Annotated in this window: 20 protein-coding genes and 1 pseudogene; 7 read left to right on the top strand and 14 right to left on the bottom strand. The window is 69.1% G+C overall.

Going from position 1 to position 22308, the window contains the following annotated elements; all coding sequences use genetic code 11:
- Window positions 1-110 (bottom strand): annotated as a pseudogene (locus FNH24_RS03525) (superoxide dismutase); the annotation flags it as partial.
- A gap of 150 nt (window positions 111-260) precedes the next feature.
- Between FNH24_RS03525 and FNH24_RS03520 the strand changes: the two are divergent.
- From FNH24_RS03520 to FNH24_RS03510, 3 genes are all read left to right on the top strand, one after another.
- On the top strand, window positions 261-1454 hold the full coding sequence (locus FNH24_RS03520; protein ID WP_152360752.1) for a thiolase family protein: 1194 nt from the start codon (window positions 261-263) through the stop codon (window positions 1452-1454).
- Between the two features lie 96 nt (window positions 1455-1550).
- Entirely contained in the window at window positions 1551-2315 is a 765-nt protein-coding gene (locus FNH24_RS03515; RefSeq protein WP_425486875.1) for a 3-hydroxyacyl-CoA dehydrogenase, read from the top strand.
- A 91-nt stretch (window positions 2316-2406) separates the two neighbouring features.
- Window positions 2407-2868, top strand: coding sequence for a hypothetical protein (locus FNH24_RS03510; RefSeq protein ID WP_152360751.1), 462 nt, complete (start codon window positions 2407-2409; stop codon window positions 2866-2868).
- 54 nt (window positions 2869-2922) lie between these two features.
- On the opposite strand, the gene FNH24_RS03505 is transcribed toward FNH24_RS03510, so the two are convergent.
- The 3 genes from FNH24_RS03505 to FNH24_RS32400 all read right to left on the bottom strand — a co-directional run bounded on the left by FNH24_RS03505 (window position 2923) and on the right by FNH24_RS32400 (window position 5148).
- A complete protein-coding gene (locus FNH24_RS03505; RefSeq protein WP_152360750.1) occupies window positions 2923-3717 on the bottom strand; it encodes an enoyl-CoA hydratase in 795 nt (264 codons plus the stop codon).
- A 250-nt stretch (window positions 3718-3967) separates the two neighbouring features.
- Entirely contained in the window at window positions 3968-4783 is an 816-nt protein-coding gene (locus FNH24_RS03500) for a citrate/2-methylcitrate synthase (RefSeq protein ID WP_281350986.1), read from the bottom strand.
- The gene (locus FNH24_RS32400; protein ID WP_281350985.1) at window positions 4693-5148 is read right to left on the bottom strand and encodes a citrate/2-methylcitrate synthase; all 456 of its coding nucleotides are present in this window, start codon (window positions 5146-5148) and stop codon (window positions 4693-4695) included. The genes FNH24_RS03500 and FNH24_RS32400 overlap by 91 nt, the downstream gene beginning before the upstream one ends.
- A 170-nt stretch (window positions 5149-5318) precedes the next feature.
- Between FNH24_RS32400 and FNH24_RS03495 the strand changes: the two genes are divergently transcribed.
- Window positions 5319-6491, top strand: coding sequence for a citrate/2-methylcitrate synthase (locus FNH24_RS03495; protein WP_217428021.1), 1173 nt, complete (start codon window positions 5319-5321; stop codon window positions 6489-6491).
- Between the two features lie 150 nt (window positions 6492-6641).
- Here FNH24_RS03495 and FNH24_RS03490 read toward each other — a convergent pair whose 3' ends face one another.
- The 9 genes from FNH24_RS03490 to FNH24_RS03450 form a co-directional block, all read right to left on the bottom strand.
- Window positions 6642-7271, bottom strand: coding sequence for a bifunctional 4-hydroxy-2-oxoglutarate aldolase/2-dehydro-3-deoxy-phosphogluconate aldolase (locus FNH24_RS03490; protein WP_152360749.1), 630 nt, complete (start codon window positions 7269-7271; stop codon window positions 6642-6644).
- 9 nt (window positions 7272-7280) lie between these two features.
- Entirely contained in the window at window positions 7281-8219 is a 939-nt protein-coding gene (locus FNH24_RS03485; protein WP_152360748.1) for a sugar kinase, read from the bottom strand.
- A 7-nt stretch (window positions 8220-8226) separates the two neighbouring features.
- Window positions 8227-10212, bottom strand: a complete 1986-nt coding sequence (locus FNH24_RS03480) for a penicillin-binding transpeptidase domain-containing protein (protein WP_152360747.1) — start codon at window positions 10210-10212, stop codon at window positions 8227-8229.
- 124 nt (window positions 10213-10336) lie between these two features.
- Complete coding sequence (locus FNH24_RS03475; protein ID WP_152360746.1) at window positions 10337-11485, bottom strand: ABC transporter ATP-binding protein; 1149 nt, start codon at window positions 11483-11485, stop codon at window positions 10337-10339.
- Window positions 11482-12705 carry an ABC transporter ATP-binding protein gene (locus FNH24_RS03470; RefSeq protein WP_217428020.1) on the bottom strand — a complete coding sequence of 408 codons (1224 nt, stop codon included), beginning with the start codon at window positions 12703-12705 and terminating at the stop codon, window positions 11482-11484. The genes FNH24_RS03475 and FNH24_RS03470 overlap by 4 nt, the downstream gene beginning before the upstream one ends.
- A gap of 6 nt (window positions 12706-12711) precedes the next feature.
- On the bottom strand, window positions 12712-13875 hold the full coding sequence (locus tag FNH24_RS03465; protein ID WP_152360745.1) for an ABC transporter permease: 1164 nt from the start codon (window positions 13873-13875) through the stop codon (window positions 12712-12714).
- Window positions 13876-13924: 49 nt separating this feature from the next.
- A complete protein-coding gene (locus tag FNH24_RS03460) occupies window positions 13925-14917 on the bottom strand; it encodes an ABC transporter permease (RefSeq protein WP_152360744.1) in 993 nt (330 codons plus the stop codon).
- Between the two features lie 52 nt (window positions 14918-14969).
- The gene (locus tag FNH24_RS03455; protein WP_152360743.1) at window positions 14970-16937 is read right to left on the bottom strand and encodes an ABC transporter substrate-binding protein; all 1968 of its coding nucleotides are present in this window, start codon (window positions 16935-16937) and stop codon (window positions 14970-14972) included.
- A gap of 166 nt (window positions 16938-17103) precedes the next feature.
- Window positions 17104-18543 (bottom strand): catalase family protein, encoded by a 1440-nt coding sequence (locus FNH24_RS03450; protein WP_152360742.1) that lies wholly within the window; start codon window positions 18541-18543, stop codon window positions 17104-17106.
- A gap of 155 nt (window positions 18544-18698) precedes the next feature.
- Between FNH24_RS03450 and FNH24_RS03445 the strand changes: the two genes are divergently transcribed.
- Window positions 18699-19526 (top strand): aldose 1-epimerase, encoded by an 828-nt coding sequence (locus FNH24_RS03445; protein ID WP_152360741.1) that lies wholly within the window; start codon window positions 18699-18701, stop codon window positions 19524-19526.
- Window positions 19527-19563: 37 nt separating this feature from the next.
- Entirely contained in the window at window positions 19564-20682 is a 1119-nt protein-coding gene (locus FNH24_RS03440) for a mandelate racemase/muconate lactonizing enzyme family protein (protein ID WP_152360740.1), read from the top strand.
- A gap of 81 nt (window positions 20683-20763) precedes the next feature.
- Here the strand turns inward: FNH24_RS03440 and FNH24_RS31325 are convergent, their stop codons facing one another.
- The gene (locus FNH24_RS31325; protein ID WP_161605966.1) at window positions 20764-21237 is read right to left on the bottom strand and encodes a RidA family protein; all 474 of its coding nucleotides are present in this window, start codon (window positions 21235-21237) and stop codon (window positions 20764-20766) included.
- Between the two features lie 105 nt (window positions 21238-21342).
- On the opposite strand from FNH24_RS31325, the gene FNH24_RS03430 reads away from it, so the two are divergent.
- Window positions 21343-22143 (top strand): IclR family transcriptional regulator, encoded by an 801-nt coding sequence (locus tag FNH24_RS03430; RefSeq protein ID WP_152360738.1) that lies wholly within the window; start codon window positions 21343-21345, stop codon window positions 22141-22143.
- Window positions 22144-22308: the final 165 nt, after the last annotated feature.

Below are 22308 nucleotides of genomic sequence, written 5' to 3'. Positions count from 1 at the left end.
ACGTAGGTGGCGTGGTGCTTGTCGTGGTGCAGTTCCATGATCGCGCCGGAGATGTGCGGTTCCAGGGCGGCGAAGTCGTACGGAAGATCAGGAAGCTCGTAGGCAGGCACAACTATTCCTTTCGAGGTCGTCGATGTACGTTCCCCAAGCCTGCAACTTGAAGCTTGGTTGAAGTCAACTGCCGTACCCGAGCCGTCGCCGGATCAAACCCGACCCGAGTGAGTTACTGTGACCGAAGGCACTCGGGCAGAGGGAGTCAGATGAATGATGCGGTGATCGTCGACGTGATCCGGACCGGTTCCGGTCGGGGCAAGCCCGGCGGCGCCCTGTCCGGCACCCATCCGGTCGACCTGCTGGCCGGTGTGCTGGCCACCCTGGTCGAACGCAACGGTCTGGATCCGGCCCAGGTCGACGACGTGATCGCCGGCTGCGTGTCCCAGGCCGGCGAACAGACGTTCAACATCGCGCGCAACGCCGCTCTCGCGGCCGGATTGCCGATCACCGTGCCCGGGGTGACCATCGACCGGCAGTGCGGGTCGAGCCAGCAGGCCGCCCACTTCGCGGCCCAGGGCGTAATGGCCGGCGCCTACGACATCGTCATCGCCGGCGGCGTGGAGTCGATGAGCCGAGTGCCGATGGGCACGCCCACCGGCGGCCGGGACCCGTTCGGGCCGCGGGTCGCCGATCGGTTCGCGCCCGGCCTGGTGCCACAGGGCATCTCGGCCGAACTGATCGCCGCCCGCTGGGGGTTCGACCGGGAGACGGTGGACGCCTACGCCGCCGAGTCGCATCGCCGGGCCGCGGCCGCCGCCACCGCGGGCCGGTTCGATCAGGAGATCGTCCCGGTCACCGTGACCGGGCCCGACGGCGCGGAGCACACCCACGTCGCCGACGAGACGATCCGCCCGACCACCACCGCCGAGGGGCTGGCCGGGCTCAAGCCCTCCTTCTACGACGACGCCTGGGACCAGCGCTTCGAGGGCCTGCCCTGGTTGATCACTCCCGGCAATTCCTCGCCGTTGACCGACGGCGCTTCGGCGGCGTTGATCATGTCGGAGCGGCGCGCGACCGAGCTCGGGCTGCGGCCGCGGGCCCGGTTCGTCGCCTTCGCCGTGGTCGGCGACGATCCGATCATGATGTTGACCGGCCCGATCCCGGCGACCAGGAAGATCATCGAGAAGTCCGGGCTGAGCCTCGATCAGCTCGACGCGTACGAGGTGAACGAGGCCTTCGCCCCGGTGCCCCTGGCCTGGGCCCGTGACCTGGACGCCGACCCGGAGCGGCTCAACCCGTGCGGCGGCGCGATCGCACTCGGTCACCCGCTCGGCGCCTCCGGCACCAAGCTGCTCGCGACCCTGGTCAACCACCTGGAGGCGACCGGCGGCCGATACGGCCTGCAGACCATGTGCGAGGGCGGCGGGATGGCCAACGCCATGATCATCGAACGGCTCTGACCCCGCCGTCCTGCTCCTGCTCTGACGGCTGGTCGATGACGTCCTCGGACGCCCGCATGTCATGATCGGCCGAAGGACAGTCTCTGGTGAGGATCGATGATGAACATTGCAGATCAGGTCGCCTTGATCACCGGCGGAGCGTCGGGGCTCGGGTTCGCCACGGCTCAGGCACTGCTGGCCGCCGGCGCGCGGGTGGTGCTGTTCGACCTGCCTTCGTCGGCCGGCGCGGAGGTCGCAGCCGGCCTCGGCGACGGGGTGCGCTTCGCCGCTGGCGACGTCACCGATCCCGATTCGGTGTCGGCGGCGCTCGACCTGGCCGGCTCGCTCGGCACCCTGCGGGTCGCGGTCAACTGCGCCGGCATCGTCAACGCCGCCAAGACCGTCGGCCGGCGCGGCCCGTTTCCGCTGGAGGATTTCCAGCGCGCGATCAACGTCAACCTGGTCGGCACCTTCAACGTGATCCGGCTGGCCGCCGAACGGATCGCCGCGGCCGAACCGTTGGGTGAAGAGCGGGGCGTGATCATCAGCACCGCGTCGGTGGCGGCCTTCGACGGACAGGTCGGTCAGGCGGCGTACTCGGCGTCGAAGGGCGGTGTGGCCGGGATGACGCTGCCCATCGCCCGCGATCTCGCCCCGTTGTTGATCAGGGTGATGACGATCGCGCCGGGGATCTTCGACACCCCGATGATGGCCAGCATGACCGACGAGGTGCGCACCTCGTTGGCGGCTCAGATCCCGCACCCGTCCCGGCTCGGTGATCCGGCGGAGTACGGTGCACTGGCCGCGCACATCATCGCCAACCCGATGCTCAACGGTGAAGTGATCCGGCTCGACGGCGCGATCAGGATGGCGCCGCGCTGAGGTGCATCCTCACCCCAGAAGGGGATCCCTCCAACGAGGATTCACCCGACCGCCGGAACGGATCCGTGACCCCGACCGGCAAGCTTGACCCATGATCATGACCCAACCCAGAGCCGAGTCCTCCGCAACCCGGGTGCGTCGGCTGGTGGTGATCGCCGGCCTGGCCGGCGCCGGTCACTGGATGATCTACGTGGCGGAGAAGATCTATCTCGCGGCGATCGGGACGGTCGGCATGATCGGTTCGCCGGCGTCGCCAGCCGCGGCGGCAGCGGTCGCGGACCCGGCGGCCGCGCAACTGGGCAACGCCGCGTTCGGGCTGCTGCCGGCACTCGTCTCGCTGGTCGCGATCCTGCCCCTCGGCCGTCGGGTGCCCCGGCCGTTGCTGCTGACCGCCCTGTGCCTCGTGCTGGCGGCGACCCTCGCCCTGGTCGCGTTGCTCCTGACCCACGCCAACTGGGCCCACCTGGTGCTGTCGGCCGCCGGGCTGGTCGCGATCGTCTCGCTCACCGCCGCGTCCTTCCTCCGGCTCCCGGGCACCGCTCACTCGACCTGACCGCCCGGCGGCGTGCGATCCCCGAGTTGGTCGAAGGGTCGACCCGACGGATCCTCAGCGGCCTTCGAACCGGGGCGGCCGCTTCTCCGCGAACGCGGTCAATCCCTCGGCGAAGTCGGCGGTACGCAACAGCTCCAGCTGATGCTCGCGCTCGAACGCGAGGGTCTGCGCCAGCCCGGACAGGGCCACCGCGTTCACCGCCTGCTTGGTCGCCGCGTACGCCTGGGTCGGTCCGGTCGCCAGCCGTCGAGAGAACTGGTCGGCCGCCGCGCCGAACTCCTCTGGCCCGGCCACGTGCGCGACCAGCCCCAACCGCTGCGCCTCCTCGGCCGGGATCGCATCGCCGAGCAGCAGCACCTGCAGCGCCTTGGCCCGGCCCAGGGCCGCGGTCCAGAAGCCGGTGCCGCCGCCGTCCGGCATCAGCCCGATCGCCTCGAAGCCCGGCTTGAGGTAGGCCGCCGAGCTGGCCAGGATCAGATCGCAGGCCAGCGCGAGCGACGCCCCGGCCCCCACCGCCGGGCCGTTGAGCAGCGCCAGGACCGGCTTCGGCGCGGTGCAGATCGCCGTGGCGATCCGGTTCAACACGTCGATCAACTCGTCCGTCGCGCCCTCGAGGCCACCGGCCAGGTCGGCTCCGGCGCAGAAGGCCCGGCCGGCCCCGGTGATCGTGATCACCCGCACCGACCCGTCCGCCGACGCGGCATCCAGCGCCTCGGCCAGCCGCACCGTCGACTCGGGCGTCAGCGCATTCAACCGATCGGGCCGGTTCAGCGTGATCGCCGCGATCCCGTCACCCGTACCCACCCGAACCGAACCCTCGTCCTCGCCACCCCGCTGCACATCCGCCATCACCCCACTATTTCCGCCCACCCGTCACATCCGCTGCCGATTTTGCGGCGTGTCGCAGCGGATGTGACGGGTCGGCGAACTGAATGGGGTTGGGGGTATGCGAATCTAGGAAGTCGATGAACCCCGAAAGGGATGGCGAAGCTCTGTGGTCGGTGAACGACCAGCGATTGGAAGACCGGGGACTGGAGTGTTCGTTCCCTGAGCCTGTCGAAGGGCTGGTCCGATCCCGCTTGCACAGCGGTGACGAAGATCATCCGGCCTGCGAGCGCTCCGACAAAGCCGGTATGGGCTCGGGCGGGGTCGGGCCGACATAGCGGGAGCTGGGGCGGATGATCTTGGAATCCTCGGCCTGCTCCAACACGTGGGCGGTCCAGCCGATCAGTCGGGCGACGGCGAAGGTCGGGGTGAAGAGGTCGGCCGGGATGCCGCAGTGTTCCATCAGCACGGCGGCGAAGAATTCGATGTTGGTGTGGAGTTCCCGGCCGGGCTTCAGCTCGGTCAGCAGAGCCAGCACCTGGCGCTCCATCTCGACGGCCAGCTCCACCCGGGGCCCGCCGAAGGACAGCGCGATCTCCTTGAGCATGGCCGATCGCGGGTCCTCGGTGCGATAGACCGGGTGGCCGAAGCCCATGATCCGGCCGCCGGAGTTGATCTTGTCCCGGACCCAGGGGTCGATCCGGTCGATGCTGCCGATCTCGTCCAGCGCGGCCAGGGCCCGGCCCGGCGCGCCGCCGTGCAGCGGCCCGGACAGAGCACCGAGCGCGCCGGTGACGCAGGCCGCGAGATCGGCGCCGGTCGAGGCGATCACCCGGGCGGTGAAGGTGGAGGCATTGAAGCCGTGGTCGATCGCGGCCACCAGGTACGCACTCAGGGCGCTGATCTGGTCGGGCGACGGCTCGGTCCCGGTGAGCTGGTAAAGGTAGTTCGCGGTGAAGCCGAGCTCCGGCCGCGGCTCCACCGGCGGCTCACCCCGACTCAACCGGTGGGCCGCCGCGAGCAGGCCGGGCGCGACCGCACCGACCCGGATCGCCGCATCCAGCCGTTCCTCCGGCGTCTGGTCGTACAACGGGGCGAAACCGGCCGCGGCCCGTACCCGCTGAGCAGTGTGCGCAGGGTCGCCATCGGCGGCCCGGCGGCGACCAGCGGGAGCAGAGCCGCGACGGCTTCAGGCACGGCCCGTCCCGCGACGATCCGCGTGCCGAACTCGGCCAGCTCACCGGCACCGGGCAGCCGGCCGAGCAGTAGCAGGTGCCAGACCTCCTCCAGGGTCACCGACCGGGCGAGGTCGACGGCCGAATACTGCCGGTAGTGATAGAAGCCCTCACGGCCGCGCACATCCCCGAGGGCGGTCTCGGTGACGACGACGTTGGCCAGCCCGGGCGGCACCTCGATCGGCGTGTCATCCATCCGGTCGATGATCATGTGCGGCATAGCGGTTCCCCTTCGTGTCGGCTACCTTGACACTGTCAACTTGATCGTCGGGACAGTCAATGTTGATTGAATCAACCTGAAGGGAACAGCCGGTGACAGCACTACCGCGGCTGAGCAGTGCCGAAGCGGCCGCCCGGCTCGGGGTCCGGCTGGAGACGCTCTACGCGTAAGTGTCCCGCGGCCAGATCACCCGGTTCCGGGACGGCGCCGGCTCGACCTTCGACCCGCTGGAGGTGGAGCGACTGGCCGTCGGCCGGCGCCGCCGCGGCCAGACGATCAGCCGGCACGCCAGCCCGGCCGGCACGCCGTTGATGATCTTGGACACCGACATCGCGCTGATCGAGGACGGCCGGCTGTATCTACGCGGCCAGGACATCGCCGGGCTGGTCGATCGACGGTACGAGGACGTCGCCGGCTGGCTCTGGGGCAGTGACGAGCCCGGAACCGCCTTGTTCGAGCCGGATCCGCGCGCCGTGGCCGCGGCGCGGTCGGTCGTCGCCTCGATGCCGTCCGGCACCGGCATGATCGATCTGATCATGGTCGCAACCCGGGCCCTGGCGGTCGCCGACCCGCTCCGGCAGGACCTGTCGCCGGGCCGGGTGATCCGGGCGGCCGGATCCCTGCTGGGCGGACTGATCGCGAGCCTGCCGGACCATTCCGACGGGGGAGAGGGCGAACCGATCGGCCCAACCCGGCGGTTGGCCGGGCCACGTCGACCGGTGGCCGACCGGCTGTGGCCCAAGCTAACCGCCGCCAAGCCGACCAGGGCCCGGGTCGGGGCACTCAACGCGGCCCTGGTGCTGCTGGTCGATCACGATCTGGCCGCGTCCACGTTGGCCGCGCGGACCGCCGCGTCGGCCCGGGCCGACCCGTATGGCGTGGTTTCGGCCGGCCTGGCCACCCTGGACTCCGCACTGCACGGCACGGCGAGCGTCGACGCGTACCGCTTGCTCTCGGCGGTCTGGTCCGGCACTCCGACCGACCGTGCCCTGGCCGAGACCCTGCGTGGCCGGACCGGGGTGCCGGGCTTCGGCCACCTGCTGTATGCGGGTCCGGATCCGCGGGCCACCGTGCTGCTCGGCCGGCTCGCAGACCTGCCCGGTACGAAGCGGATCCTGGACCGGGCCGGGACTCTGGCCGCGGAGGTGACCAGCCGCACCGGTCAGCACCCGAACATCGATTTCGCCCTGGCCGCGCTGGCCCTGGCCCTTGGCATGGAGGCCGAGGCCGGCGAGGTGATCTTCGCCTGCTCCCGGATCGGCGGCTGGATCGCCCACGCCCTGGACGAATACACCCGCCCCCCGCTCCGCCTCCGCCCCACCGGCCGCTACGTCGGCCCCTGACCCGCAGAGTTGTCAGAACTGAGAAGCCCCATAGCGCAACTCACTTCTGACAACTCGGGAGATGCCTGTGGATGAGTCACTCCCGTAGCCAGAGTTGTCAGAACTGAGGAGCCCCAGGCCACAACTCAGTTCTGACAACTCGGAAAGAGGTCAGGGGTTGCGGAGGGCCTTGATGGCGGCGAGGAGTTTGGCGACGGAGGCGGCGGGGTCGGGGCCCTTGGTGAGGGCGGAGCCGAGGCCTACGGCGACGGCTCCGGCTTCGATCCAGTCGGCGGCGGTCTCCGGGGTGACGCCGCCGGTCGGTACGCAGTCGAGTTGGGGCAGCGCGGCGAGCACGTCCTTGAGCGAGCCGGGGGACCAACGGCTGGCCGGGAAGACCTTGATCAGATCGGCGCCGAGGGACTTGGCCTGCAGCATCTCGGTCGGAGTGGCGCAGCCGATCGCGGTCGTCACGTCGTAGCGGAGGCCGACCTCGATCACCTCCGGCGCCAGGGTGGGAGTGACCAGCAGCCGTGCGCCGGCCAGCACCGCGGCCCGGGCGGTGGCGGCGTCCAGCACCGTGCCGGCGCCCATGATGCGTCCGTCGCCGGCCTCGGCGGCCAGTGTCTCGATCGCGCGCAGTCCGCCCGGGGTGGTCAGTGCGACCTCGACCACGCCGACTCCGGCATCCCAGATCTGCCGCGCCTTGACGATCGCGTCGTCGGCGTCGGTGGTGCGGACGATGCCGATCACGGCATTGTCGATCACCGCTCTGCGTACGTCGGCCGAGCCCGAGGTCATGATCAACTCCTATCGGTCGATGTCCGCGCCTTCGGCGAGGATCCGGTCCCGGGTCTCCGCGTCGGGCAACCCGATCGCGTCGCCGTGGGTGGCGACCACCAACGATGCCACAGCGGCCCCCTCGGCCAGCCGTCGGTCCGTCGGCAGCCCGCGCAGCCAGGCCGAGAGCCAGCCGGTGTTGAAGGCGTCGCCGGCACCGACCGGATCGACCAGCGGGACCCGGCGGACCCCGACGGCCGTGCTGGCGTCGGGCCGGTGCTCGACCGCCCCCTGCTCGCCGTCCTTGATCACCACGAGCTGCGCCCCGCGCTCGAAGAACCACTTCTCGGTCGCCACACCGCCGGTGATCATCGCGGCCTCGTCGGCGCCGACGAAGATCAGATCGGCCAGCCGGGCCAACGCGTCGACGATCTCGGTCCAGCGCTCCGGACCGGCCAGCCGGAGTCGCAGGTTGGGGTCGAAGCTGACCGTCACCCCGGCCTCCCGAGCCAGCGTCATCGCCGTCCGGCAGGCCTCGAAGGACGACTCGGACAGGGCCGCCGTGATCCCGGTCAGATGCAACACCCGCGCCGACCGGATCAGCTCGACCGGAAGATCAGCCACGGCGTAGCCGGTGGAGGCGCTGCCCGACCGGCGGTAGTGCACGGTGATCGGCCGGTCGACCGGGGAGTCCCGGATCAGCAGCCCGGTGGGCAGCTCCGGATCGGTGATCAAGGCGGACACGTCGATGCCCTCGGCCCGCAGCTCGCGCCGGATCCGGGCGCCGAACACATCGTCGCCGACCCGGCCGGCATAGCTGACCGAGTGGCCGAGCCGGGCCATCCCGATCGCCAGGTTGCTCTCCGCTCCGGCGATCGACCAGGCGAAGCCGGTCGCGGCGTCCAGCGGCAGGTCCCGTTCGGCCAGCAGCAACGCCATCGGCTCGCCGAAGGTCACCACGTCGCTCATCGTGCGCTCACTCGTTCACCTCGTCGAGGAAGTCTTCCAACAGCGGGCCGGCCACGGTCGATCCGGACTTCCCGTCCGCGACGAAGACGGCGACGGCGATGTCGCCCTGGGCGGCGATCATCCAGGCGCGGGTCTTCAGCGGGGCCCTGGTGCCGTATTCGGCGGTGCCGGTCTTGGCGATCACATCCGGCCCGTCCACGTCCTGCAGGAACCGGCCGGGGCCCGAGGTCACCACGCCGCGCATCAGCTGCCGCAGCTGGCTCCCCTCGGCCTTGGTCAACGGCTTACCCTTCTGCTCCGGCACCTGGTCCTTGATCAGGTACGGCAGCCGGGTGCCACCGGCCGAGACCGAGGCGGCGACCGCGGCCATGCTCATCGGCGAGGCCAGCACCTGCGCCTGGCCGATCAAGGTCGCGGCGCGCTCGGTCTCCGACTTCGGTTTGCCCAGGGTGCCGTAGAAGGACGGGAAGCCGGAGTCATGATCAACGCCGAAGCCGAGCGAGGCGGCGGCCGCGGCCAGATCGGCATCCTTGATCTTGCTCAGCTGTCCGATGAATGCGGTGTTGCAGGACTGGGCGAACGCCTCGGCCAGCGGGATCCGCCCATTGGAGGAGCTCGGATAGTCGCTGTAGTTGGCGAATCGACGACCGTCGACGGTGATCGTCTCCGGACACTCGACCATGCTGTCCGGAGTCAGTCCGGCCCGGAGCAGCGCCAGCGCCGTGATCACCTTGAAGGTCGAGCCCGGCGGATACTGGCCGAAGTTGGCGATCGGCTCACCTTCCGACGACGGCCCGGTGGCCGCGGCCAGCAGGGCGCCGTCGGAGCGGCGGATGACCGCGATCGCGGCGTCGGGCTTGACGTCCTCGAGAGTCTTCTCCGCCAGTTCCTGCAGCCCGACGTTGAGGGTAACCGTCAGATCGACGCCGCGGACCGGCTTGGTGGCGAAGATCGGCTCGGTCGTTTCCGGCTTGCTGGGCGACGGACTCGGCTTCGGTGTCGGTGACGTACCGGGTGAGGAAGTCGATGATCCCTCGCCGGGTGGAGTGGCCTCGATCAGCCGGATCTCGACGCCGGGCAGGCCGCGCAACTGCTCGTCGTAGCGGCGTTGCAGACCGGACAGGCCGACCTGATCACCGGCGACCACCTGGCCCTTGGAGTCGTCGACGATCTCCTTGGTCGCCTCGCCGACATTGCCGAGCAGTGCGCGGGCGAAGGTCCGGGTCGGTGCCAGCGTCCGGTCGGCGCTGATCGCCCGGGCTCCGGTGATCTTGAGCACGGTGGCGTTGCTGGGCCGATCCGGATCCTCCTCCCGGAGGACGATGGCCTCGACGAACGCCTGCGTGCCGGAATCCTGGACCAGCTTGACGTAGTTCTTGGGATCGATCTTGACCAGTCGGGCCAGCAGGTCGGCCGACTTGGCCGCGTCCTTGCCGGCCTTCGCCTTGTCGATGCCGATCCGCACCACCGGCCGCAAGGTCATGATCGTCTCACCTTGATCACCGATCAGCTCACCGCGGGTGGGATAGCTGCGGCTACCGGTGAGCCGGTTGGTGCCGTCCAGTCCGGGCTGCACCAGATCGGGGGACCAGGTCGTACGCCAGCGCCCGTCCTCAGCGACCAACCGGGCGGTCGCCGTATAGACCCAGCGATCCTTCACGCCCGGAAAGGCCCAGGTGTACGAGAGCTCGGCGGTCGCCTCCTCGCCGGTGGTCTCGACGCCGGCGACCGTTACGGTCCGCTTGGCACCGCGCACCCCGGCCACCAGCGCGTCGAACTGCTCGTCCACCGCCGCGGATTCCAGCCGGGAGAACTCGACCTTGGTCAGGTCGCCGGACTGGAGGCCGACCGCGAGTTCTCCGGCGGCCCGCGCCGGGTCGTCGCCCGCGGGCGGGGGCTCGCTGCCGCCACCGGCTGCCGTACAGCCCGACAGGGCGAGCACCAGCAGGCCGATGATCAGGGCGGGGAATCGGGTCTTCGATCGGTCCGACACCGGCCCATCCTTACATCCGGGACAAGCCCGCGCTTGCAGCGGGCAGTCACCACGAGGCGAGCCTGATGAACGTTCCTGACGCTTTGTGAACGTTGCAACCTTCACAAAGCGCCAGTTCTTCACGTTAACGTGAAGAACCGCCGGGGCGGCGGCCGATGCCGAGGAGGTTCAGGTCCTCGGCGAAGTGGCAGCGGGAGACGGTGTCGGGGCCGGTCTGGTGGTGGCCGGGGACGTCGGTGGCGCAGCGGTCCTGGGCGTGCGGGCAGCGGGGGTGGAAGACGCAGCCGGGGATCTGCTCGGCCGGGTCGGGGATCTCGCCGCTGATGCCCGGCCGGTCGTCGCGCCGCCGGTACGGATCCGGCACCGGCAACGAGGCCAGCAAGGCTTCGGTGTACGGATGCCGCGGCCGCCGGAACAGTTCCTCGGCCGGCGCCTGCTCGACCAGCTCGCCGACATACATCACGGCCACCCGGTCGCACAGGTGCTTGATCACGGCCAGGTCGTGGGAGATGAACAGGTAGGTCAGGCCGAGCCGCTCCTGCAGCTCCTGCAGCAGATTCAGCACCTGGCTGCGGATCGACACGTCGAGCGCGGTCACCGCCTCGTCGCAGACCACCAGCCGTGGGTTGGTGATCAGGGCGCGGGCGATGCCGACTCGCTGCCGTTCGCCGCCGGAGAAGGCGTGCGGATAACGCTCGGCCTGATCCGGCCGCAGCCCGACCAGGCGCATCGTCTCGATCACCCGATCCTGCAGTTCGCCCCGGGCCAGCTTGCTGTCGAGCCCCTGCTTGAGGTTGATCAGGGGCTCGGCGATGATCTGGGACACGGTCAGCCGCGGGTTGAGCGAGGAGTTCGGGTCCTGGAAGATCATCCGAATGTCGCGGCGATGCCGGCGCAGCTCGTTCGCGTCGCTCTGCACCAGGTCGACCTGATCACCGTCGGCGGTGTGATAGATGATCGATCCCGCGCTGGGCCGGTGCGCCCGCAGGATGCACCGGCCCAACGTCGTCTTCCCGCTGCCGGACTCGCCGACCAGCCCGACCGTCTCGCCCTGTCCGATGGTGAGCGACACGTCGCGGACCGCCCGGACCTTCATCCGGCCCCTGGTGCCGAACCAGCCGCGGGAGATCTGGAAGTCCATCGAGACGTCGCGCAGCTCCAGCAGCGGCGGCCGGTCCAGGCCCGGCCCGGTCGCGGGGGGAGTGGTGGCCTCGGCGGGGTCGGCGTCGGCCACCTCGCGGTCGGCGGTGTCGAGCTCGGGCGGGCTGGTCATCGGGTCACCTCGGCATGCGGGATCGGGTCGAGATCGCGGCCGATTCCGTCGTCGACCGCGGCCGGATCCGGGTAGTGCACACACCGCACCCCGCGCGGGCGATCGCCGGCGGCCCCGGTGATCATCTCGGGCAGCTGCCCGGAGCAGGCGTCGACGGCATGATCACAGCGGGTGACGAACGGGCAGCCGTCCGGCCGGTTCAGCGGGTGCGGCACGGTGCCGCGGATCGTGCTCAACCGCTGCCCGCCGGCGGCCTCGAGGTCCGGGATCGACGCCAGCAGGGCCCGGGTGTACGGATGCCGCGGTGACGTGAACAGCTGATAGACGTCGCACTCCTCGACCACCATCCCGAGATACATCACCGCCACCCGGTCGGCGATCTCGGCGACCACGCCGAGGTCGTGGGTGATGAAGATCATCGCCATCCCGAGCTCGTCCTGCATCCGGCGCAGCAGGTCGAGGATCTGTCGCTGCGTGGTGACGTCCAGCGCCGTCGTCGGTTCGTCGGCGATCAGCAGCTGCGGGTCGCAGGCGATCGCCATCGCGATCATGGCCCGTTGCCGCATCCCGCCGGACAGCTCGAAGGAATAGGAGTCGAACCGCTTCTCCGGGCTGGGCAAGCCGACCCGGCGCAGCGCCTCGATCGCCCGCTCCTTGGCCTCGGCCGCGGACAGCCGGTCGTGCAGCATGATCATCTCGGTCAGCTGGCGGCCGATCGTGTGCACCGGGCTGAGCGAGGCCATCGGCTCCTGGAAGATCATCGAGATCTCCTTGCCGCGGATCGCCCGCATCGCCGGCCCGCCGGTCGGCAGCGGCGCCAGGTCGACCATGCCCTCGGTCGATCCGGCCGCAGCGGGGTCGGGCGCCGGGCCGAGGCTGTCGCGGTCGGTGTCGCGACGCCAGGCCCGCCGGATCCCGCTGCCCGGCGCCGGGCCGAGCCGGAGCCCGGACCGGGCCCGGAACCAGATCTCGCCGTCCGTGATCCGGCCCGGCTCGTCGACCAGCTGCATGATCGACCGGCCGGTGATGCTCTTGCCGCAACCGGATTCGCCGACGATGCACAGGGTTTCGCCGGGCCGGATGGTCAGCTCGACGCCGTCGACGGCGCGCACGGTGCCCTCGCGGATGGCGAACTGCGTCTTCAGCCCGTTGACCCGAAGCAGCGGAGCATCCGGCCGGGTCTCGGCGCCGGCGGCCGGGATGTCGATCAGTTCGGACACGTTCGGCTACCTCCCGTACGGATCGGCGGCGTCACGGAGACCGTCACCGACGAAGTTGAAGGCCATCACGGTGATCACCACGGCCAGCCCGGCGAACAGCATCCACGGCGCCTCGGCCAGCACCCGGATCGACTGGGCGTCGCCGAGGGTGACGCCCCAGCTGACCACCGGCGGCTGCAACCCGAGGCCGAGGAAGGACAGCGCGGTCTCGCCGCCGATCATGCCGGGCACGGAGAGCGACAGCGAGGCGATGATGTGGCTGGTGAACGCCGGCAGCATGTGCTTGTTGATCACCCGCATCGGCCGGGCCCCGTCCAGCTCGGCGGCCAGCACGAAGTCCTCGTGCCGGATCTGCAGTAATCGGCTCCTGATCACCCGGGCCATCCCGGTCCAGCCCATCAGCGACAGGATCAGCGTGATCGCGAAATAGGTGCTCAGCGAATCCCACCCCGGCGGCACCGCGGCGGCCAGCCCGAGCCACAGCGGCAGGGTGGGGATGGAGATGAAGAACTCGATGATCCGCTGGATCGCGCTGTCCAGCCGGCCGCCGAAATAGCCGGACAGGCCGCCGAGCAGCAACCCGAGGGCCAGGCTCATCACCACGCCGATGATGCCGACCGACAACGACACCCGGGAGCCGTAGATCAGCCGGGAGAGCAGGTCTCGGCCCTGCTGATCGGAGCCGAGCAGAAACACCGGCAGCCCCGGCTCGGTGGTGCCGAAGAAGTGGACGTCGGACGGGATCAGCCCGAACAGCTTGTATTCATCGCCCTTGACGAGGAAGCCGACCGGGATCCGGACGCTCTCGTCGATCTTGTAATCCCGTTTCAGGGTCTCCACGTTGGGCACGCCGACCACGCCGTTGACGTAGAGGTGCGGCGCGGAGGTCGACACCTTGACCCACTGCGGCGGCGAGTACGCGGCCTCGGGGTGCGCCGAGTCCTGGGCCCGGGGAGCGGCGAACTCGCAGGTCGCCCCGATCAGGTAGAGCAGGGCGAGCACGACCAGGCTGATCATGGCCAGCTTGTGCTTGCGGAACCGCCACCAGATCAACTGCCGCTGCGACGCGGTGGCCACGGATTGCTGCAGCGCCGGGGATTTCGGGGATTCGGGCGGAGTCTGGTCGGCGTCGGAGGCGGCCACGTCGATCGCACCGGAGACGTTGCTCATCGCGGTTGCTCCTTCGTTCGGCCGACGGTGATGATCACGTTCCGTACGCTCATGCCATCCCCGCCCTGACTCGGGGATCGACGACGGCGAGCAGGATGTCGGAGATCAACGTCCCGATCACGGTCAGCACGCAGACGATGAACAGCACGCTGCCGGCCAGATACATGTCCTGGCTCTGCAGGGCCCGCAGCAGCAGCGGCCCGGTCGTCTCCAGGCCGAAGACGGTCGACACCAGCACCTCGCCGTCGAAGATCGCCGGGATCGCCCAGCCGATGGTGGCGATGAACGGATTCAAGGCGACCCGGACCGGATAGCGCAGCAGCAGGCTGCGTTCGTCCAGGCCGCGGCCGCGGGCGGCGACCACATACGGCTTGCCCAGCTCGTCCAGCAGGTTGGCCCGGAGCACCCGGATGGTGCCGCCGACGCCGCCCATCACCAGCACGAAGGCCGGCAGCCAGAGATGGCCGAGCAGATCCAGCAGCTTGCCCAGATTCCAGTTGGCTTCGGCGTAGCCGGAGGAGAACATGCCGCCGACGCTCAGCCCGAAGAACTGGAACTGGATGTACATCCCGACCAGGGCGACCAGGAAGCCGGGCACCGCAACGCCGAGGAAGGCCAGCACGGTGATGATGTAGTCGAGCACGCCGTACTTGCGGGCCGCCGAATAGATCCCGGCGGCCAGCGCCACCACCCAGCCGATCATGAACGAGGAGATGCCCAGGCCGAGGGTCAGCGGCATCCGCTCGGCCAGCAGATCCGACACCGGCCGGGCATAGCTGAAGGACTGACCGAAGTCACCGTGCAGGATGATGTTGCTGATCCAGGTCCAGTACTGCACGATCAGCGGTTGATCGAGCGCGTACCGCTGCCGGAGCGCCAGCAACTGCTCCGGCTGGACCACCTGTCCTTCCTTCTGCAGGTTGACCATCACCGTGGTCAGGTAGTCGCCGGGCGGCAGCTGGATCACCAGGAACGAGACCAACGAGACGGCGAACACGGTCGGGATCATCATGGCCACCCGACGAAGCAGATACTTCAGCAACGCCGGTCACCCCCGTTGATCATGATCATCGCCCCGGTCCCGAGTGCAGAGATCACGAATGTTTGTTCGGCTCGGCGAAGTACAGCTGAGCCACGTCGGTCGCCCCCTCGTAGTGCTGCCGGAAACTCGCCGTCGCTTCGGCCCGGACGTTGCGCAGGTCGTCGGCGACCACCATCGGCACGTACGGCATCGGCATGGTGCCGATGATCCAGACGTTCTCGTCGTGCTGCTTGAGGATCTCCCGGCCGAGCCGGATCCGCTCGTCGTCGTTGGGCGCCACCTTGAGCTGCTCGTAGGTGTCGACCAGGGCCTTGATCTCGGGCGGCGGCTCGGCCGAGAACTTGTTCTTCGGGTCGTAGCTCCACCGGCCGAAGCGCGGCGCCCAGTAGGTCAGATCCGAGTTCGGGACGTACCAGAGCGGATCGATGTCCCACTGGTAGCCGGGGAACGGATAGCAGATGATGTCGAAGTTGCCCTGCGGGATCTCGGTGTACCAGAGGTCCTGGCTGATCGTCTTGATCACCGTTTCGATGCCGACCTCGGCCAGGTTGCGCTTGGCGTACTCCAGCACGGTCATCTGGTTCAGGCCGACGCCGACCTCGAAGGTCTGCATGGTGAACCGCATCGGCTTGCCGTCGGGGCGCAGCCGCATCCCCTTGCCGTCCCGTTCGGCCACGCCGGCCGCGTCCAGCCGCTTGTTGGCCTCGTCCGGGTCGAACTCGATGAACCGCTGGCCGAACGCCTCGTCGAAGTACGCGTCGCCGGCCTGGCCACAGGGATGCACCGGCTTGCCCTGACCGGCGAGCAGCGCGTCGTTCAGCTCGGTCCGGTTGATCGCGTGGCTGATGCCGGCCCGGAAGTCGAGGGTCTGGAACAGCTTGGCGATCACCGGATCCTTATGGCTCTGGTTGAGCAGGATCGAGGTGTTGGAGTCCGGCTGCCAGCGCAGCACCTTGAACGGCTTGCTGTCCTGGTTCTTGATCAACACCGGCAGGGCCGTCTCCGGTACGTCCCAGAGCGCAAGATCAAGTTCGCCGTTGGCGGCGCGCAGCCCGATCGCGTCCAATGACAGCACCTGGAAGGTGGCCGCGTCGATGTAGGGCAGCTGGCGGCCGGCATCGTCGACCTTCCAGTAGTACGGGTTGCGCTCGATCCGGCCGGTTGTGGTGGTGGCGTTGATCGACTTCACCAGGCGCCACGGCCCGAGCATCGGCCGGTCTGCGTTGAGGTGCCGGCTGGCCTTGGCGTTGTAGAGGTCCTGCCAAGTGGCGAACGACCCCTTCTTCATCGTGGCCTCGAGCTCGGCCTTGCCGACCAGCTCCTTGTGGAACTGGGACAGGTAGTGCTTCGGCTGCAGCACCGAGCCGCCGAACGGGGCGAAGCAGAGGAACTTCAGAAACAGCGAATGCGGCGCCGCGAAGGTCACCGTCAGGGTGAGCTCGTCGGGTGCGGCGAAGACGGCCTGTTTCTCGGCGACCGTCAGCCAGGTCGGGAAGACCGGGTTGAGGTCCTTGTTCTGCAGGACGCTCTCGAAGACGTACAGGATGTCCTCGGTGGTGAATGGCTCGCCGTCGGACCACTTCAGACCCTGCCGGAGAGTAAACGTATACACCCGGCCGTCCGGGCTGATCTCCCACTTCTCGGCCAGCCCGGGCTGTGGCTGGCTCGGCGTGGTCGGGCTCCACTCGACCAGCCCGGCGTAGGTCAAGTAGTTGCTGCCGGTCTCGCCCGGGTTGGCCTGGGCCCGGCGCATCGTGCCGCCATAGACGCCGAGCTGTTCCTGCATCGGCACGACGAACGGGGTGGCCGGCAGCCGCTCGGCCAGGTCGGGCAGCTTGCCGTCGTCGACGAGCTTCTGCAGCATCGGAGCCTGCTTCTGCGTCGTGTCGACGGCCGGGCCGGAGTTCTGGCCGCCGGTGTTGGGGCTGATCTCGAGTGCCGAACAGCTGGTGAGCGCGGCGGCCGAGGCGGCCGCCGAACTCATGATCAGGAATGACCGACGATCCACCGACCGGGCCATGGCGCACCACCTCACTGTTATGCGACCGGAAAGATGGTGGAAATCGATTACATCCCCGATACCGGTCGAACCCTACGTTGTTTGAATGACGCTCATTTTCTAAATACGAGAAATTGCTTCGAGTTTTCGAGGGTTCTGAGCAATGTAAATCTGGCTCAGGGCCCTGTCAAGGGTTGCTTCGGTAGGCGGCACCGACCGCATTGATGATCTGTTCCGGACGATCCGGTACGAAGACGTCGACCAGGCCGACGATCGGCCCGCCGGAAGACCGGACCTGCCAGGCCGCCGGGTCCTCGAAACCGGGATCCGGCACGGTGAAGCCGATCGTCTCCAAGTGGTCCAGCCCGACATCGACGCTGCGGCCGTGGAAGTCGCGCAGCGCGGTCAGTCGGAAGCTCAACGTGGCCTCGGTCTTGCCGGCCATTGCGGAGGAGACGTCGAACTGGCCCTGCGGATCGAGGCCCTGCACCCAGAGTTGCTGCCAGGTCGCGTCGTGCACGTCGGCACTCCACACCTGGGCCCCGTCGAGCTGGACCAGGATCCGGAAGTCGCCGCGCTGCGGGAGGCACCACAGGTGCAGCGCCCGGGAGTGCCAGAAGCTGAGCTCGTGTCGCGGGCTGGCCGGGTCGATCGTGACCCGCGTCGACAGCTCCGCGTAGTCGCCGGCCTTGATCGCGTTGTGCGAGGTGACCAGTGCGCCACGGCCGTCGCCGTACATCGAGCGCCGTTCGTTGGCGACCGTCGGCGCCCCGTTGACCTGGAGGCCGTACGAGACGACGCCGAGGATCTCGCCGGCGGCGGCCGCCTCGACGGCCTGGCTGACGCAGGAGCCGGCGTAGTCGGCGGTCGGCGCGAGCACGCCGTCCAGGAATCGGCCGGTGTAGACCAGGAAGATCAATCCGACGTCGTGCTTCCCGGCCACCGCGTTGATCGCCTTGATGTCATCGCGGACCCCGGTCGCAGTGATCGTGTTGCCGTTGTGGCCGTCCAGATACGGATAGATGATGCCGTCGATGTACGGCCCATACTTGATCATGAACTCGTCCGAGGTGGCCGAGCCGTAGTAGGCGCAGGTGAAGAAGCCGAGATCGGGATTGATCGCGATCTGGGCCTCCCGGATCTGGGCCAGGTAGTCACCGGTGAAGACGGCCGGGTTCTGGCCGATGTCGAAGTCGTCGATGGCCCAGCCGGTGAGTACCGGATACTTCAGCGAGAGCTCGGCAAAGGCGCGGGCCCAGGCCACGTAGTCCATCACGTACGGCTGCGACGACCGGCCCCAGCTGAACGTCTCCGACGGCGGGACGATGTAGGGCAGCAGCTGGATGCCGGCCTGCTGGGCGGCGGGTGCGAACTCAGAGGCCAGGTCCTCGAAGTCGGTCGGCGAGTCCCAGATGCCGAAGAAGTAGTGGTTGGCCCCGATCCGCTGCAGCAGTTCGATCATGGCCGGGGTGTCGACGTGCCGGTAGCCGTCGGAACGTGGCTCGGCCTCGCGGATCCAGCCGCCGACGGTGTTGCCGCCGGCCAGGGCGGACTTGATGCCGCCGGCGGGAATACTGTCGCGGAAGCCCTGCGCACGATAGCGGCGGGGGAGTTGATCTTGGGACATGGTGTCGGTGCTCCGATCGAGCTATCTTCGAATAACAGAAAATACGACCAATATCTCGTTGATCAACGTAACCTACCGGATGTCAGATGGCAACGGCGGTGATCAATTCTTGACACCGGGACGCCAGGGGAGCGACGAGACGGGAGGCTGGAGCGGTGAATGATCATCGACGGCCGGAGCAGCTGCTGTTGGAGACCGATCGGAGCCGGGCCGTTTTCAGCACCGAAGCCGGACGGCTGACCGGCCTGGCCTTCGACGGACGGGAGCTGATCGTCGGGCCGCCGGACGAGCCGCAGCCGGGCCCCTGGTTCTGGGGCTCGTTCGTGATGGCGCCGTGGACCAGCCTGATCCGGGACGCCCGCTTCGACTTCCGGGGCCAGACCCATCGCCTGGCGGCCGACGACGGCCGGCACGCCGTGCTCGGGCTGACCTGGAAGCTGCCGTGGCGGATCGACGGCGACCGGCTGAGCTGTGACCTGACCGATTCGGCCGGCACCGGGTGGCCGTTCGGGGTCCGGGTGTTGATCATGCCCGAGCTGACCGCGGACCGGCTGCGGGTGGTGCTCCGGGTCGAGGCCGCCGAGCACGAGCTGCCGGCAGCGATCGGCTGGCATCCCTGGTTCGTCCGGCAGCTGGCCGGCTCCGGTCCGGTCGAGTTGGGCCTGGCCGGGCCGGTCTGGCGGCAGCATCGGGACGAGGCCGAGGCGCCGACCGGGCTGTGGCAGTCGGTCGATCCGGCCGAGCGTGACTTCAACGACTGCCTTCAGGTGAACGGGCCGACCACGCTGACCTGGCCGGGCGTGGGCGAGCTCGAGATCGGCCACGATTCGCCGTGGGTGACCGTCTATTCGGTGCATCCCCGGGGCATCTGCGTCGAGCCGGTGACCAGCCCGGCCGAGCGGATGGACCACCTGCTGGCTCCGGGCGAATCGCTCGACCTGACCATCGACCTGACCTGGCGCGCCGCGCCGATCGTTCCCTGAGCCCGTCGCAGGGCCGAGGCGAGGAGAATCACCGATCATGAGCCGTTCACTGCAGGCGACCGTGGCCGAACTGCACACCGTGGCGATCAGCCCGCGGGTCAAGCCGGAGCTGCTGGTCAGCGGCGCCCGCGGCACCCACGACCGCAGCGACTTCCTGCTGGTCAAGATCATCACCTCGGCCGGGGTGACCGGGATCGGTGAGGTGAGCGCGACCCTGACCTGGAGCGGTGAGGACTCGACCACCGCCCAGCACGTGATCGACACCGTGCTCCGGCCGGCCCTGATCGGCCGGCCGCTGACCCCGGTGGCCGAGCTGGAGGCGGCGATGGACACGGTGCTGGCCGGGCATCCGTTCACCAAGGCGGGGATCTCGATCGCGCTCTGGGATGCGTACGCGCGCACGCTGGACGTGCCCCTGGCTGTCGCGTTGGGCGGCCCGCGGCGGACCGAGGTCGCGGTGAAGTGCTCGCTCAGCGGCAACGGCGACCGGCTGCGCACCGGGCTGGAGCACGCCCGGACGGCCGGCTTCGAGGCGTACAAGATCAAGATCGGGATGGACCTTGACACCGACGTGGCCCGGATGCGGGAGCTGCGGGAGCTGGTCGGGCCGGACACCTTCATCGGCCTGGACGCCAACGGCGGCTACAGCCGCGCCCGGGCCCGGCGGGCGGGCCGGCTGCTGGCCCCGTACGATCCGGCGTTCTTCGAGCAGCCGGTGCCGCCGGGTGACCTGCCCGGGATGGCGTCGCTGCGCGATCTCGGCCTGCCGATCGTCGCCGACGAGAGCGTCTTCGGCCTGGACGACCTGATGGCCGTGCTCGCCGCCGGCGCCGCGGACGTGATCAGCCTGTACGTCGGCAAGAGCGGCGGCCCGGGCCGGGCGGTGGCGATGGGCCGGATCGCGGCCGCCGCCGGCCTGGACGTGATCATCGGTTCCAACGGCGAGCTCGGCGTCGGCGCCGCCGCCCAGCTGCACGTGGCCTGCGCCCTGGACGGCCTGTCGGAGGAGATCCCGTCCGACATCATCGGCGCCCACTACTACGACAGCGACATCCTCGCCGGCGGCCTCGACGCCACCGGCCTCCGCGCCCGCCTCAACGACGCCCCCGGCCTAGGCGTAACCCTCACCGAAGACCTAGCCGCCCGCTTCGCCTAAAGCCCCCAAACCCCGACTTGTCAGAACTAGAGCACGCTATAGCGTCCCCTAGTTCTGACAAGTCGGGGTTCTAGGTGGGGTTCAGTTGGCGAGTTGGAAGATGGCTTCGATCTCGACCGGGCTGTTGGTGGGGAGGGCGGCGAGGCCGAGGGCGGCGCGGGTGTGGAAGCCGATCTCGGGGCCGAACACCTCGAGGAAGTAGTCGGTCGCGGCGTGGCCGACCAGGTGCTGCTCGGTGAAGGACGGGGCGCTGGCCACGAAGATCGTCACCCGGGTGACGCCGGTGATCGCGTCCAGGTCCTGGCCGGCCCGGATCAGCTCGCCGCGGGCGGCCTCGACCACGTTGCGGGCGCACTGCCGGGCGCAGCGGCGGGCGGTGTCGAGGTCGATCCCGGCGCCGACGATGCCCTCGGCGATGTTCGTACCATCGATGTGGGCGGTCTGGCCGGAGGTGATCAACTGGTCGCCGAAGATCCGGGCCGGGGCGATCTTCGGCGGATCAGCCAGCGGGGACGGCTCGGCTGCGGCAGACTGATGGCGGTCGGCGGCGGTCACGGATGGTTCCTCCAAGTCGGTGGGCGTGCGAGATTTCGAAGATATCTCCGAGGTTTCGCAGAGATCATAAGGCGTCCGGCGGTCCTCGGCCCTATCCTGTCCGGTATGGCCGGGACCCAACTGACCGAGACCAAGGCACCGTCGCAGTCCGTCGCCCGGACGCTGACCGTGTTGGAGACGCTCGTCGCCGCGGATGACGGGATGACGCTGACCGCGCTGGCGGCCGCGACGCGGATCCCGCTGGCAACCTGTGCGTCGATCGTCTACACCCTGGAACAGCGGGGTTACGCGGCGCGCAAGGTGGTCGGCCGGAGTCACTTCTGGCGCGCCACCCTCGGCCTGTACGGTCTGGCCACCCAACTGGTGCGCAAAGTTGATCTTGCCACTGTCTCGGCCGACGAGATGCGGGAGCTGGCGACGGAGATCAACATGCCGGTGCACATCGGCGTGCTCAACGGCGCCTCGGTGGTCTATGTGGCCAAGGCGGCGACCTCGGACTTCATCCAGTTCGACACCTATCCGGGCAAGATGGCGCCCTACAACCTGACCGCGCTGGGCAAGGCGATCGCCGCGTTCCTGGACGAGGAGCGGCTCAGCCCGCTGCTGAACCAACTGCGCAAGGGCGAGGGCCCCGGCGCGCTGCCGCCGGGGCGGAAGGCGTTCCAGACCCAGCTGGCCGAGATCAAGAAGCGCGGTTATGCGGTGGAGGTCGAGGAGGAGCGGGCCGACATCTCCTGTGTTGCGGCGCCGTTCTTCGACGCCGAGGGCGGCCCGGCCGGCGCGGTCGGGGTGACCGGCTTCAAGCGCGACCTGGTCGGCGACCTGCTGCAGCAGACCACCGACGGCCTGCTCCGGATCGCCAAGACGATCTCGATCCGCCTCGGCTACCACGCCGCCCTCCGCTGACATCCCCGGTGTCGACCTGTCAGAACCGAGTGGCCACCTAGCGCCCAGCCGCTACAACTCGGCTGGAGGGTGTCGCTGATCTTGCATCCGAGTTCGACGGGCATTAGCCTTTGTTCGACGAAGTGAAAGTATCTTCGTTATTTCGAATTTAGACGGTACGGATTC

Source organism: Microlunatus speluncae, assembly GCF_009299835.1.
Taxonomy (GTDB): Bacteria; Actinomycetota; Actinomycetes; order Propionibacteriales; family Propionibacteriaceae; genus Microlunatus; species Microlunatus speluncae.
The sequence above is the reverse complement of the archived record's forward strand: the minus strand, read 5'-3'. Positions and strand labels throughout refer to the sequence as shown.